This window comes from Streptomyces sp. NPDC020362, assembly GCF_040642095.1.
Lineage (GTDB): Bacteria > Actinomycetota > Actinomycetes > Streptomycetales > Streptomycetaceae > Streptomyces.
Window position 1 is genome coordinate 1 of record NZ_JBFAET010000004.1, and the last position, 14,723, is coordinate 14,723.

At 72.8% G+C, this 14,723-nt stretch carries 6 protein-coding genes; 5 read left to right on the forward strand and 1 reads right to left on the reverse strand.

What is annotated here, in order from left to right:
* The 5 genes from AB0H32_RS02815 to AB0H32_RS02835 form a co-directional block, all read left to right on the forward strand.
* Positions 1-6,535 (forward strand): type I polyketide synthase (locus tag AB0H32_RS02815; protein WP_361113190.1); only part of this gene is annotated, 6,535 nt, incomplete at its 5' end.
* Positions 6,536-6,595: 60 nt separating this feature from the next.
* The gene (gene ccrA / locus AB0H32_RS02820; protein ID WP_361113193.1) at positions 6,596-7,852 is read left to right on the forward strand and encodes a crotonyl-CoA carboxylase/reductase; all 1,257 of its coding nucleotides are present in this window, start codon (positions 6,596-6,598) and stop codon (positions 7,850-7,852) included.
* A 45-nt stretch (positions 7,853-7,897) separates the two neighbouring features.
* The gene (locus AB0H32_RS02825) at positions 7,898-9,097 is read left to right on the forward strand and encodes a cytochrome P450 (RefSeq protein ID WP_361113196.1); all 1,200 of its coding nucleotides are present in this window, start codon (positions 7,898-7,900) and stop codon (positions 9,095-9,097) included.
* A 592-nt stretch (positions 9,098-9,689) separates the two neighbouring features.
* Positions 9,690-10,904 carry a cytochrome P450 gene (locus AB0H32_RS02830; RefSeq protein ID WP_361113199.1) on the forward strand — a complete coding sequence of 405 codons (1,215 nt, stop codon included), beginning with the start codon at positions 9,690-9,692 and terminating at the stop codon, positions 10,902-10,904.
* Positions 10,905-10,948: 44 nt separating this feature from the next.
* Positions 10,949-11,143: a ferredoxin gene (locus AB0H32_RS02835; RefSeq protein ID WP_361113202.1), complete on the forward strand. Its 195-nt coding sequence runs from the start codon at positions 10,949-10,951 to the stop codon at positions 11,141-11,143.
* A gap of 70 nt (positions 11,144-11,213) precedes the next feature.
* On the opposite strand, the gene AB0H32_RS02840 is transcribed toward AB0H32_RS02835, so the two are convergent.
* On the reverse strand, positions 11,214-14,723 hold the full coding sequence (locus AB0H32_RS02840) for a BTAD domain-containing putative transcriptional regulator (protein ID WP_361113205.1): 3,510 nt from the start codon (positions 14,721-14,723) through the stop codon (positions 11,214-11,216).

Genomic DNA, 14,723 nt, shown 5'->3' on the forward strand with positions numbered 1-14,723 from the left:
GGGCGCGCCCCCCGCGGGCGCCGCCGCCCTGCGGGACGAGCTGGAGGCCCTCGGCGCCCGCGTCACCCTCGCCGCCTGCGACGTGGCCGACCGCGACGCCGTGGCGGCCCTGCTCGCCGAGCACGCCTTCACCGCCGTCGTGCACGCCGCCGGAGTCGCCGACGCCGGCATCGTGGACGCCACCACCCCGGCCGCCTTCGCCGCCGCCCTCGCCGCCAAGGCCGGCGGTGCGGCGCACCTGGACGAGCTGCTGGGCGATCAGGAACTCGACGCCTTCGTCCTCTTCTCCTCCATCTCCGGCGTCTGGGGCAGCGGCGGCCAGGCCGCCTACGCCGCCGGCAACGCCTTCCTCGACGGTCTCGCCCGGCAGCGCCGCGACCGCGGCCTCACCGCGACCGCCGTCGCCTGGGGCCCCTGGGCCGACGGCGGCATGGTCGAGGACGGCGACGACGAGGAGCGGCTGCGCCGCCGCGGCCTTCGCGCGATGACCCCCGCATCGGCTATCACCTCCCTGCAGCGCGCGCTCGACCGCGACGAGACCCGGCTGACCGTGGCCGACGTGGACTGGTCCCGCTTCATCGTGCCGTTCACCCTCGGCCGGTCCAGCCCGCTGCTCGGAGACCTCCCCGAGGTGCGTGCGACGCTCGCGCAGGACGCCCCCGAGGCGGGCCACGGCTCCGGGGCGCTCGCTGCGAGCCTGGCCGGGCTGTCGCACGAAGACCGCGCACGCGCCCTCGTGGACCTCGTGCGTACGCACGCCGCCGCCGTCCTCGGCCACCGCGGAGCGGGCGCCGTCGAGGCCGACCGGCCCTTCCGGGACCTCGGCTTCGACTCCCTGACCGCGGTGGAACTCCGCAACCGGATCAACGAGGCCACCGGCCTCGCCCTGCCCACGACGCTGGTCTTCGACCACCCCACGGCCGCGGACCTCGCCGCCCACCTGCTCGCCGAACTCACCGGCGGCCAGGACGCGTCGGCCACGGCCGCGGAGGCCGCCGCGGTGCTGGACGAGCCGATCGCCATCATCGCGATGGCCTGCCGCTACCCCGGCGGCGTGCGCTCGCCCGAGGACCTGTGGGAGCTGGTCGCCTCCGGCGGCGACGCGATCTCCCGCTTCCCCGGCAACCGCGGCTGGGACGTCGAGGCGCTCTATCACCCGGACCCCGACCACCCCGGCACCACGTACACCACCCGGGGCGGATTCCTGCACGACGCGGACGAGTTCGACCCCGCCGTCTTCGGAATCAGCCCGCGCGAGGCCGTCGCCATGGACCCGCAGCAGCGCCTGCTGCTGGAGACCACCTGGGAGGCCTTCGAGCGCGCCGGGATCGCCCCCCACACGATGCGCTCCACCGCCACGGGCGTCTTCGTCGGCTCCGGCTACCAGGACTACACCGGCCGCCCGCTCAAGGTGCCCGACGGCGTCGAGGGCTACATCCCCAGTGGCAACGCGGCCAGCGTGATCTCCGGGCGGCTCTCCTACACCTTCGGTCTGCAGGGGCCGTCGGTCACCGTCGACACCGCGTGCTCGTCCTCGCTGACCGCCCTCCACCTCGCCGTGCAGGCGCTGCGGGGCGGCGAGTGCTCCATGGCACTGGCCGGCGGCGTGATGGTGATGGCCGGACCGTCCGCGTTCACGATGTCGAGCCGACAGCGCGCGCTGTCCGCCGACGGCCGCTGCAAGGCGTTCTCCTCGTCCGCCGACGGCACCGGCTTCGCCGAGGGCGTGGGCCTGGTCCTGGTGGAGCGGCTGTCCGACGCCCGCCGCAACGGGCACGAGGTCCTGGCCGTCGTGCGGGGCAGCGCGGTCAACCAGGACGGCGCCTCCAACGGCCTGACCGCGCCCAGCGGCAAGGCTCAGCAGCAGGTCATCCGGCAGGCGCTGGCCAACGCCCGGCTCGCCCCGGACGAGGTGGACGCCGTGGAGGCCCACGGCACCGGAACCCGGCTCGGCGACCCGATCGAGGCGCAGGCGCTGCTCGCCACGTACGGCCAGGAGCACGCGGGGGACCGGCCGCTGTGGCTCGGTTCTCTGAAGTCCAACATCGGTCACGCGCAGGCGGCCGCGGGCGTCGGCGGCGTCATCAAGATGGTGATGGCCATCCGCAACGGTGTCCTGCCGCGGACGCTGCACGTCGATGAGCCGACCCCGGACGTCGACTGGTCCGGCGGGAACGTGCGCCTGCTCACCGAGCAGACCGCCTGGCCCGACCGGGACAGGCCACGGCGTGCTGCCGTCTCCTCGTTCGGGATGAGCGGCACCAACGTGCACACCATCATCGAGCAGGCCCCGGAGATCGGGCCCGCCGCCGAGGGCGAGCAGGCGCCCGTGGCGCAGCAAGCGACCGCCGCAGAGCAGGACGCGCCCCCCGCAGTCCAGGACGCGCCCGCCGCCCGGCCCGTGGACGTGTTCCCGTTGGCGCTGTCCGCGAAGACCGCCCGGTCCCTGCGCGAGCAGGCCCGCCGGCTGCTGAACCACCTCGACCGCACCGAAGAGTTCTCCCTGCCCGACGTCGGCCGCGCCCTCGTCACCACGCGGACGCAGCTGGAGCAGCGGGCCGTGGTCGTCGGCCGCGACCGGCACGAGCTGCGGGCCGGGCTCGCGGCGCTCGCCGACGGCGAACCCGCGGACACCGTGGTCCAGGGCACCGCCGCGGCCTCGGGCAAGGTCGCCTTCGTCTTCCCCGGCCATGGCTCGCAGTGGACGGAGATGGCCCGCGACCTGCTGGAGACCTCCCCGGTCTTCGCCGAGCAGGCGAAGGCCTGCGCCGAGGCGTTCGCCCCCTACCTCGACTGGCCGCTGCTCGACGTCCTGCGCGCCGAGCCGGATGCGCCGGACGTGGCCGAGGTGGAGGTCGCCCAGCCCGCGCTGTTCACGGTGATGGTGTCGCTGGCCGCACTGTGGCGCTCCTACGGTGTGACGCCTGCCGCCGTCGTCGGCCACTCGCAGGGCGAGGTCGCTGCCGCGTACGTTGCGGGGGCACTCACCCTGGACGACGCGGCCCGGATCGTGGCCCTGCGCAGCCGCTCGCTGACCAAGCTGATCGGCAAGGGCGCCATGCTGGCGGTCGCCATGCCCGCCGACCGGGTCCGTGCCCGGCTGGAGAAGTACGGGGACCGGCTGTCGGTCGCCGCCGTCAACGGGCCGGCCAACCTGACCGTGTCCGGAGAGCCCGGCGCGGTCGACGAACTCCTGGCGGAGCTCCAGGGCGAGGGTGTGCGCGTGCGCAAGGTCCGCGGCGCCACCGGCGCCGGGCACTCCGCCCAGGTCGAGAGCCTGCGCACCGAACTCCTGGAGCTGCTGGCCCCGGTCGCGCCGCGCGCGGCCGACGTCCCCTTCTACTCCACGGTGACCGGCACCGTGCTGGACACCACCGCCCTGGACGCCGAGTACTGGTACCGCAACGCCCGCCGCACAGTGGAGTTCGAGCGGACCGTACGGACGCTCCTGGACGACGGCCGCGGGGTGTTCGTCGAGTGCAGCCCGCACCCGCTGCTGGCCGGCGCCGTGGAGGAGATCGCGGAGGAGGCCGGCGCCGAAGCCGTGACCGGTGCCTCGCTGCGCCGGGACCAGGGCGGCATGGACCGCTTCCTGTGTTCCGTGTCCGAACTGCACGTGAGCGGCGTACACGTGGACTGGTCGGCTTCCTTCGCCGGGCGGCCGGTACGGCGCGTGGACCTGCCCACGTACGCGTTCCAGCGGCAGCGGTACTGGCTGCAGGGAGCCGACCCGGTGCCCGCGGGCGCCGATCCGGTCGAGGCCCGGTTCTGGGAGCTGGTGGAGGACGCGGACCTGCACGGGCTCGCCGGTGAGCTGGGGGCCGACGACGCTGCCCTCATCGGCCCGGCGCTGCCGGTGCTGTCCGCCTGGCGTCGGCGCAGCCGCGAGAAGTCCATGGTGGACGGCTGGCGCTACCGCGTCTCCTTCCGGCAGCTGACCGACCACCCCGCCCCGGACCTGGACGGCCTGTGGCTCGCCGTCTTCCCCGCCGGCCTGGCGAACGAGGAGTGGGCGCCCTGCGTCGTCGGCGTGCTCGGCGCCCACGGCGCCAAGGTGCGGGTCGTCGAACTCCCCGTCGACTGCGACCGTGCGCAGGCCGCGAAGCGACTCGTCGAGGAACTCGGCGGCGAACAGGCTGCCGGTGTCCTCTCGTTGCTGGGCCTCGCCCCCGGCTGCCACCCGGCCCACCCGAGGTTGTCCGCGAGCCTCGCCGCGACCGTCACCCTGGTGCAGGCGCTGGGCGACGTGGACGTCCAGGCACCGCTGTGGTGCGCGACTCGCGGAGCCGTGTCCACCGCAGTCACCGATCCGTTGCGCGACGCCGGCCAGGCACAGCTGTGGGGCCTGGGCATCGTGGCCGCGCTGGAACAGCCCCGGCGCTGGGGCGGCCTGGTCGACCTGCCCGAGGTGCTGGACGAGCACGCACTGCGCCGGCTGGCCGGAGTGCTGGCCCAGCACGACGAGGATCAGCTCGCCGTGCGCGCCGACGGCGTGTTCGGCCGGCGCCTGGTCCGTGCGCGGCCCGCCGACGCGGAGCCCGCGACGCCGTGGCAGCCCCGCGGCACTGTCCTGGTCACCGGCGGCACCGGAGGCGTGGGACGGCATCTCGCCCGCTGGCTGGCCGGCGCAGGCGCGCAGCACCTGGTGCTCACCAGCAGGAGCGGGCCCGACGCCCCCGGTGCGCAGGAACTGCACGCGGAGCTGACCGCCCTGGGCGCCGAAGTGACCATCGCCGCCTGCGACATCGCCGACCGCGACGCGGTCGCACGGCTGCTCGCCGGCATCGAGGACCAGCACCCGCTCACCGCGGTGCTGCACGCCGCCGGCACGGCACGGTCGTCCATGCTGGCCGACGCCGGCCTCGACGAGTTCGCCGAAGCCGCAGCCTCCAAGGTCACTGGCGCCGTCCACCTCGACGAGCTGCTCGACGGCCGCGAACTGGACGCTTTCGTCCTCTTCGCCTCCGGCGCCGGCGTCTGGGGCAGCGGCGGGCAGGCCTCCTACGCTGCCGCCAACGCCTTCCTCGACGCCCTGGCACTGCGGCGGCGGGCCCGCGGCCTGACCGCGACCTCGGTCGCCTGGGGCGGCTGGGCCGGCGGCGGCATGGTCGACGATGCGGTCCAAGAGCGCGGCGAGAAGCGGGGCCTGGGTTTCATGGCTCCTGAGCCGGCCATCTCCGCACTGCACCAGGCCGTCGAGCACGACGAGGCGACCCTGACCGTTGCCCCGATCGACTGGGAACGGTTCCTGCCCTCCTTCACCGTGGGACGGCCGAGCCCGTTGCTGGCCGACCTGCCGGACGTACAGCGGCTCCTGGAGGCCGAGCAGGCCGTCGGCGAGGAGACCGGCGCCGCAGCGGCGCTGGCGACCCGGCTCGCGGGACTCGCCCCGGCCGAGCAGGAGGAGCGGCTGCTGGAGCACATCCGCTCCCAGAGCGCCGCGGTCCTCGGTCACGCGTCGGCCGAGGACGTGCTGCCCACCGCGCACTTCCTGGAGCTCGGCTTCGACTCGCTCACCGCGATCGACCTGCGCCGGCGCCTGTCGGCGGCGACCGGTCTCCACCTGCCCGCCGGACTGGCCTTCGACCATCCCACGCCCGCCAGGCTCGCCAGGCACCTTTTGACGCGGTTCCAGGGCGCCGGGCACGGCGCGGCGGAGGAGCGGCCCGCCGACATGCTGGTGCAGCTCTACCGGCACGCGAGCGAGAACGGGACGGCCGCCGAGGCCATGGGGATGCTGATGGAGGCGGCCCGCTTCCGGCCTTCGTTCGAGCGGCCCGAGGAACTGGCCCAGCGGCCCGCCCCGGTACGGTTGTCGCAAGGCGACCGTCCCCTCGCGCTGATGTGCTTCTCGCCGTACGTCGTACCGGCCGGGGCGCACCAGTACGCGCGGTTCGCCGCGCCCTTCCGCGACCGGCTGGACATGTGGGCGCTGGTCCACCCCGGCTACGAGAAGGGCGAGCCGGTCCCGTCCGATCCGGACGTCCTGCTCCGGCTGCACGCGCAGACCGTACGGGAGTGTGCCGGCGGGAAGCCGGTCGTCCTGCTCGGCTACTCCTCGGGCGGCTGGATCGCCCACGGAGTGGCGGCGCACCTGGAGGCCATGGGCGAGCGGCCGGCGGCCGTGGTGATGGTCGACAGCTTCAGCCGCGAGGTCCCCTTCGACCACCAGGTGCTCAACGCGATGGCCCAGGCGCAGTCGCAGCGCCTGGACTTCATGAGGTCCGGCGGCGAACAGCTCACCGCGATGGGCCGCTATATGCGCCTGTTCGACGACTGGACCGCGCCGGAGATCGCCGCGCCGACCCTGCTCGTACGGGCCAGCGAACCCATGCTGGCCGACGCCGCGGACGGCGACGGGCGCGCGGCACCGCCCGAGCACGTGGACACGATCGTCGAAGTGAGCGGAAACCACTACTCCATGGTGGAGGACCACGCCGGCACCACCGCGGCGGCGGTGGACTCCTGGCTGGCGGACGTCATCACTGATTGTTCCGGCCCCGCCGCACCTCCGGACGCAACGACCGCACCATGACCGGCCCGCGACCACCGCGGGCACCCCAGACCCGGACAGAACAGATGTGGGAGAGAAACCATGACGAAGCCTCTCTACGAGATGGGCGAGACCCCGCCGCTCGGTGAGGTCCCGCGGCAGATGTACGCCTCGGTGATCCGCCAGAACCGCTTCGGGGAGCCGAAGCAGGCGTTCCGCACCGAGGTCGTCGACACCCCCGCGGTGGGCCGGGGCCAGGTGCTGGTCTACGTCATGGCCGCCGGCATCAACTACAACAACGTGTGGTCCTCGCTGGGCAAGCCGGTCGACGTCATCGGGATGCGGCAGCGCCAGGGAGAGCCCGAGGACTTCCACATCGGAGGCTCGGAGGCCTCCGGCGTGGTGTGGGCCGTCGGCGAAGGCGTCCGCAACGTCAAGGTGGGTGACCACGTGCTGCTCACCAGCGGCCAGTGGGACGAGACCGCCGAGGACATCCGGATGGGCACGGACCCGCTGGTCTCGGAGAGCATCAAGGCCTGGGGGTACGAGACCAACTACGGCTCCTTCGCGCAGTTCTGCCGCGTCGACGAGTACCAGTGCCACCCCAAGCCCGCCCAGCTGTCGTGGGAGGAGTCGGCGGCCTTCCTGCTCACCGGGCCCACCGCCTACCGGCAGCTGTTCGGCTGGCAGGGCAACACGGTCCGCCCCGGCGACCCCGTCCTGATCTGGGGCGGTGCGGGCGGCCTCGGCTCGATGGCCATCCAGCTCGTCAGGCTGGCCGGGGGCATCCCGATCGCCGTGGTGTCCAGCGAGGACCGCTCCGAGTACTGCCGCCGCCTCGGGGCGGCGGGCACCATCAACCGCCGCGACTTCGATCACTGGGGCCGGCTGCCCGATGCCGGGGACGCCGAGGCGTCGGCGCGGTTCCTGCGCGGCGCTCGCGGGGTCGGCAAGAAGATCTGGGAGATCCTCGGTGAGCGCAAGTCCCCGCGGATCGTCCTGGAGCACAGCGGCCAGGACACCCTGCCGACCTCGATGTACCTGTGCGACAACGCCGGCATGGTGGTGATATGCGGCGGCACCTCCGGCTACAACGGAGACGTCGACCTGCGCCACCTGTGGATGCGCTCCAAGCGCCTCCAGGGCTCGCACTATGCCGGCACCCGCGAGTGCCGCGAGGTCATCAGCCTCGTCGGCGCCGGCATGCTCGACCCCTGCCTGTCCGCCTGCGACGGCTTCCAGGACATCGGGCGCATGCACCAGATGATGCACGACAACGTGCACCCTTCCGGGAACATGGCCGTCCTCGTGAACGCGCCCCGGCGCGGCGAGACCGCGCTCGAACTCGCCGCCGCCTGACCGTCCCGGCCGTACGACCCCCCTCCCACAAGCTCAAGGAGAGTCATGCCCGAGCCCACCGCCGACGCGCCCGCCGTCCCCAAGGCCCGCAGCTGCCCGTTCCTGCCGCCGGACGGCATCGCCGACATCCGGGCGGCCGCCCCGGTGACCCGGGCCACCTTCACCAGCGGCCAGGAGGCGTGGCTGGTGACCGGCTACGAGGAGGTGCGCGCCCTGCTGCGCGACCCTTCGTTCAGCGTCCAGGTGCCCCACGCACTGCACACCCAGGACGGCGTCGTCACCCAGAAGCCCGGCCGCGGCAGCCTGCTGTGGCAGGACGAGCCGGAGCACACGATGGACCGCAAGCTGCTCGCCAAGGAGTTCACCGTCCGGCGCATGCAGGCGCTCCGGCCGAACATCCAGCGCATCGTCGACGAGCACCTCGATGCCATCGAGGCGCGGGGCGGCCCGGTCGACCTGGTGAAGACCTTCGCCAACCCGGTGCCTTCCATGGTGATTTCCGACCTGTTCGGTGTCCCGGTCGAGCGCCGGGCGGAGTTCCAGGAGATCGCCGAGGCGATGATGCGGGTCGACCAGGACGCCGCCGCCACCGAGGCCGCCGGCATGCGCCTGGGCGGGCTGCTCTACCAGCTCGTCCAGGAGCGCCGGGCCGACCCCGGGGACGACCTGATCTCGGCGTTGATCACCACCGAGGACCCCGATGGCGTCGTCGACGACATGTTCCTCATGAACGCGGCCGGCACCCTGCTGATAGCGGCCCACGACACCACCGCCTGCATGATCGGCCTCGGTGCGGCGCTGCTCCTCGACCGCCCCGACCAGCTGGCCCTGCTTCGCGAGGACCCGTCGCTGGTCGGCAACGCGGTCGAGGAGCTGCTGCGTTACCTCACCATCGGCCAGTTCGGCGGCGAGCGCGTCGCCACCCGGGACGTCGAGCTCGGTGGCGTGCGCATCGCCAAGGGCGAGCAGGTCGTCGCGCACGTCCTCGCCGCCGACTTCGACCCCGCCTTCGTGGAGGAGCCGCAGCGTTTCGACATCACCCGCCGCCCCGCCCCGCATCTGGCCTTCGGCTTCGGCGCACACCAGTGCATAGGCCAGCAACTCGCCCGAATCGAGCTGCAGATCGTCTTCGAGACCCTGTTCCGCCGCTTCCCGACCCTGCGCCTGGCCAAGCCCGTCGAGGAGCTCCGCTTCCGCCACGACATGGTCTTCTACGGCGTGCACGAGCTGCCCGTCACCTGGTGACCCGCGCACCACGGCCCACTCCCACAGGAGATCGGCGCCCGCGGACCGCGTGCGCTGATCGCGCCTTCCGTCGCTGGGCCGCGCCGGGGGCGGCCAAGGCCGCCGTGAACACCAGGGGTTGCCCTGCCTGGGGCGCACAGCCGCCGGACACGGAGATCCCGCAGGTCGGTCCTGGTGCCGCCGCGACTCTCCCGCCGCTGCCGCGGCCCTCGCGCTGACCGACCCCGCAGCCCTTGCCGCACCGCCACAGCCCGACGCAACGGCGGACGCGTCCCCGGGCGCCCCCGCGCGCAGTCCCGCTCACCGAGACCGCCGTCACCGAGCACGGCAACGGTTCGTACTCCGTGTCCCGGCACGCGCCCGGCGTCCCGTCGGTGACCGAGCACTCCGACGGCCGACAGGTCGACCACGGCGGTGCCGTGGAGACCGTGACAGCGGCCCGCGGTCTGCTTGCCCGACCAAGGGTCCGGGGCCGGACGACCGGGTGCCGACCGGATGGCGCAAGGCGTCCTGGTGACGGACTGAAACCGTTTCCCGCAGCGATGCACGTATCGATGAACGACCGCACTGCCGATTGTCTGAAAGGCACGACATGACCGAGACCGAAATCCGCCCCACCGGGTCGACGGCCCCGTCCTTCCCCCAGAACAGGACCTGCCCGTACCAGCCGCCGAAGGCCTACGCGGAATGGCGGGGCGAGAGCCCGCTGACGCAGGTCACGCTGTTCGACGGCCGACCGGCGTGGCTGGTCACCGGGCATGCCGAGGGACGGGCGCTGCTCGTCGATCCCCGGCTGTCTTCCGACTGGGGTCACCCGGACTTCCCCGTCGTCGTCCAGCGCACCGAGGGCCGCGGCGGGCTCGCGTTCCCGCTGATCGGCGTCGACGACCCCCTGCACGCCCGGCAGCGGCGCATGCTGATCCCCAGCTTCGGCGTCAAGCGCATGAACGCCATCCGTCCCAGGATTCAGAGCCTGGTCGACCGGCTCCTGGACGACATGCTGGCGAAGGGGCCGGTCGCAGACCTGGTGTCGGCCTTCGCCCTGCCCGTGCCCTCCATGGCGATCTGTGAGCTCCTCGGCGTCCCGTACGGCGACCACGACTTCTTCGAGGAGTGCTCGCGCAACTTCGTGGGCGCCGCGACGTCGGCGGAGGCCGACGCTGCCTTCGGCGAGCTGTACAAGTATCTGCACGGCCTGGTCGGGAAGAAGCAGGCCGAGCCCGGGGACGGCCTGCTGGACGAGCTGATCGCACGCCAGTTGGAGGAGGGCGACCTGGACCACAACGAGGTGGTCATGATCGCGCTGGTCCTGCTGGTGGCGGGTCACGAGACCACCGTCAACGCGATCGCCCTCGGAGCCCTCACGCTCATGCAGCACCCCGAGCAGATCGAGGTGCTGCTGCGCGACCCCGATGCGGTCTCCGGAGTGGTCGAGGAGCTGCTGCGGTTCACCTCCGTCTCCGACTACATGGTCCGGATGGCCAAGGAGGACATCGAGGTCGGCGGCGAGACCATCAAGGCCGGGGACGCGGTGCTGGTCTCCATCACGCTGATGAACCGCGACGCCAGGGCGTACGAGAACCCCGACATCTTCGACGCCCGGCGCAACGCACGTCACCACGTCGGCTTCGGCCACGGCATCCATCAGTGCCTGGGGCAGAACCTCGCCCGCGCCGAGCTCGAGATCGCCCTTGGCGCGCTCTTCGCACGCATCCCGGGCCTGCGGCTGGCCGTACCCCTGGACGAGGTGCCCATCAAGGCCGGCCACGACGCCCAGGGCCCGATCGAGCTCCCCGTCACCTGGTGAGGACCCGGGCGGAAGGAACGGAAGGAAGGGAGGCGGGCCACGCCATGCGCATCACCATCGACCGCGACCGGTGCATCGGCTCCGGCCAGTGCGTCATGACCGCACCGGGCGTCTTCACGCAGGACGACGACGCGCTGGTCGCCCTGGTCCCGGGACATGAGGACGGGGCGGGGGACCCGCGGGTGCGCGACGTCCCCATGGCCTGTCCGGTACAGGCGGTCGCGCTCTTCGAGGACTGAGCGGCGTCGGCCGCGAGGCGTGGGGCCCCAACCGTACGAGGGCTGGCTCCCCGGGAGCCGTCCACCACGCTCATCGGCCGGAGTCGGGCCCGTCCCATGCCGGGCCCCGGCCGGCGAGCGCCTCGTCGGCACCGTGGCCCAGCAGTTCGTGGAGCAGAGGGGTCGCGGGCAGTGCCGGGTGGAGGTACACGCGCTCGCGGCGCTGTTCGACGGCGGCCAGCAGCATCCGGAAGGTGGTCCTCGCCTCCTCGATCCGCCCGCCGTGATGTTGCGCCTGGCCCAGCAGGCCCAGGTGGAGCGGGTGGCGCAAGTACGTCCTTGACTCGCCCAATTCGGCGAGCGAGGTGTGCATGAGGGCGAAGCCGTCGTCGTGATCTCCGGCGTGCACCAGGCCCCACCCTTTGACGACGCCCAGCATGGCCTTCCAGTAGAGAAGTCCATGTTCGCCCGCAACGCGGACGCCCTCGTCGCTCGAGGCGAGTGCGGTGCGGGTGTCACCCTCCCAAGCCGCCACGACTGCGTCCACGTACAGCGCGAAGGAGCGGTCGGACGGCCTGCTTTCGTACTCGGTGAGGCTCAACAGCTCACGTCGGCGCGCACCGGCGGTCTGCCGGTGTCCGAGGAGCCAGTGGGTGAAGGTGTCGTAGGAGCGGCAGGAGACGCGTGGGTCGTGCTGGAAGGTACGCGCCAGCGCATGACCCTCGTCGGCGAAGCGATCCGCCATGGCGACGCCGCGCTCCAGTTCGGCGAGTGCCTGCGGCAGCATTCCGCGCACGTGCAGCACGATGCCTTCGCCGTACGCCGCACCGAGCGCCGCCACCGGCTCCCGGGTCTGCCGCGAGATCTCCCGCAGCAGGCCGGACAACTGCCGCGAGGCGTCGTAGCGGCCGGTGACCAGGTGTGCCGCGCACAGCGCCCAGAGCACCGACGGGTCCTCGGGGGCATGAGTGGCCGTGCTGAGGGTGCGACCGCGCGTCAGTGCCGTCTCGGCCTCGGGGTGGCCGTAGCCGCGAGTGGTGGCGAGTACCTGGCCGAGTTGGATGTGCAGCTTCTGCTCCAGGCGCACCGTGTCGGAATCGTCCGGCGGCAGGAAGCCGACCAGGTGCACTGCGCGGCGCAGCCAGATCTCCACCTGCTCGTACGCCATGGACTGCTCGGCGTGTTCCGCGGCGAGCAGCAGCCGAGGCAGCACCTCGACGGCGGGCAGTGCACTCTTGGCGTGCCAGCTGTGATGTGCCACCCGCTCGATCTCCTCGTCCCCCACGTGCCCGCGCCTGCGTGCGCACAGTGCGTCGGCGACCCTGGCGTGCAGGCGGTGGCGGTCCTCACGGGGAAGCTCGTCGACGAGCGTTTCCTGGACCAGGGCGTGAGCGAAGTGCAGCTGCCCCGGATGGTGCGGGTCCTCCCCGAGCAGGCCGGCACGGATGGCCGACTCAAGACCCGCGACGACCGGTTCGTCGCGGGTGGCGGTCCGGTGCAACAGGTCGGTGTCCACCTCGGCGCCGATGACGGCGCACAGCCGAAGCACCCGCAGGACCGGCTCGGGCAGCGCGGTGAACCGCTGGTGCAGCGCCTCGCGTACGCCGGTGGGAATGTGAGCCAGGAGCCTGTCGACCGCATCCGGGCGATGGAGTTTACGCGCATCGCCCACGAGGGAGAGGAGCTGCATCACGAAGTACGGGTTGCCTTCGCTGCGCCGGTGCAGCACCTCGACGACCTTCGGGTCCACACCAGAGCCTGCATGTGCTTCGACGAGGGCGCCGACGGCCTGCAGGGAGAGCCCGCAGAGCCGCAGCGTCTCGGTCCTGGGGCCACGCAGCACGTCGGAGACCATCCGGCGCAGCGTCGCGTCCGACTCGGCCTCGAACTTCCGGGCCGTGAGCACGATGCCGATCGGATGGCCCTGGCAGCGGGTGCTCAGCAACCTGAGCAGGTCGAGGGAGGCGGTGTCCGCCCATTGCAGATCTTCGAGGAGCAGCACGAGGGGGTGTTGCCCGGCGAGGGTGAGTAGCACCTCGCAGACCGCGTCGTGGGCGAGGAAGCGGGCCTGGCTCCAGTCGGAGGCCCATTTCGGGCCCCCGGTCCGGGCCGTCGACCGCTCGGGCATCAGTGGGGCGAGCAGGGCGCCGTACGGTTCTGTCGCCTCGCGGAAGGCATCCGGCCGGGTGGCGGACAGCCGCCGCAGGATCTGGGTCCACAGCCAGTAGGCGGGGACGCCTTCGCCGGGGAAGCAGTGGCTCCAGACCACCTCCAGCCTGGAGTCCTTCTCCTGCGCGTCCATGCTCTCCAGACGGGCCGCAAGTTCCAGCAGCAGGCGGGTCTTTCCGACTCCTGGGGGGCCGAGGACGCCGGCCACGTGGCCGTGGCCCACGACCACGCTCGCGGCGGCGGTCGTCAGGCGGTCGAGTTCCTGGCTGCGGCCGGTGAACGGCGAATGGGCAGCCGTCCACCCCGACCCGGACTCCGGGGACTCGCCGCCCCCCGGAGCGGCTGCCGGCTCATGTTCCGGCCAGGGTGCAGGCCGCCGCCGGGCTGTCCCGGCTTGCGTGCCGACGGCGTCCGACCCCGCGCCCGGCGGCACATCGGTTCGTGTCTCCGGGGGCGCGTCGGTCCCCGTGGTCCCCTCGCGTTCGACGGCCGTGCCGAAGTCGTCCGTCCCGTTGGCGTCGTCGGTTGCCGCCGCTCGGCCGTGCCCCCGGGTCGTGACGGCCGTCCTGCCGTCCCCGGAGCCCTCGAAGCCCGCGGAGTCCGGTACTCCGTCGTCACCGACCTCGTTCCTCACGCGCGGGACGTGTGACGCTCCGGTGGACTCACGCGGTGCGGGAGAGGGCTTCTTCGAAGGGGCGCTCGCTCCCGGCTCCTGGCGCAGGATCGCGTTTCTGACCCGGCGTAGTTCGGCTGCGGTGTCCACACCGAACTCCTCGACCAGATGACTACGCGTCCGCTCGTAGACCTCGAGCGCCTCGGCCTGCCGCCCGAGCCGGGACAGCGCCGTCATGAGGTGGCCGACCAGCCGCTCCCGTGTGGGATGGCGGCGCGCCTCCCCGTCCAGATCGGCGGCGACCTCTTCGGCCGCGCCGAGAGCCAGCCGCGCCTCCGCGCTGGACTCCACGGCGGTGAGCCGGATCTGTTCGAGTCGGGTGCACTCGTCGCTGAGCGGCGGATGGCTGTCGAACTCCGCGTACGGCGAGCCGCGCCACAGCCCCAGGGCTTCGGTGAGCCGGGCGTGCGCGGTGCCCGGATCGTGCTGCTCCAGCAGTCGCCGTCCGTCGGTGACCAGACGCTCGAAGCGGCAGGCGTCGACCTGTTCGGGATCGAGCTCGAGGACGTAACCGGGCGTCCGATGACGCAGCACCGAAAGCCGGCCCGTTCCCGCCGCTGTGTCCAGGGCCCGGCGCAGATGAGAGACATGACTCTGGAGTGTTGCGACGGCGTGACGGGGCGCTCCGTCACCCCACAGTTCCTCGACGAGCAGTTCGGTGGGCACCACGCGGCCAAGGCGGATGAGCAGCAGGGCGAGCAGTGTTCGCCGGCGTGGCGGGCCGAGCGGTAGTTCATGCCCGTCGCGTCGCGCCGACAT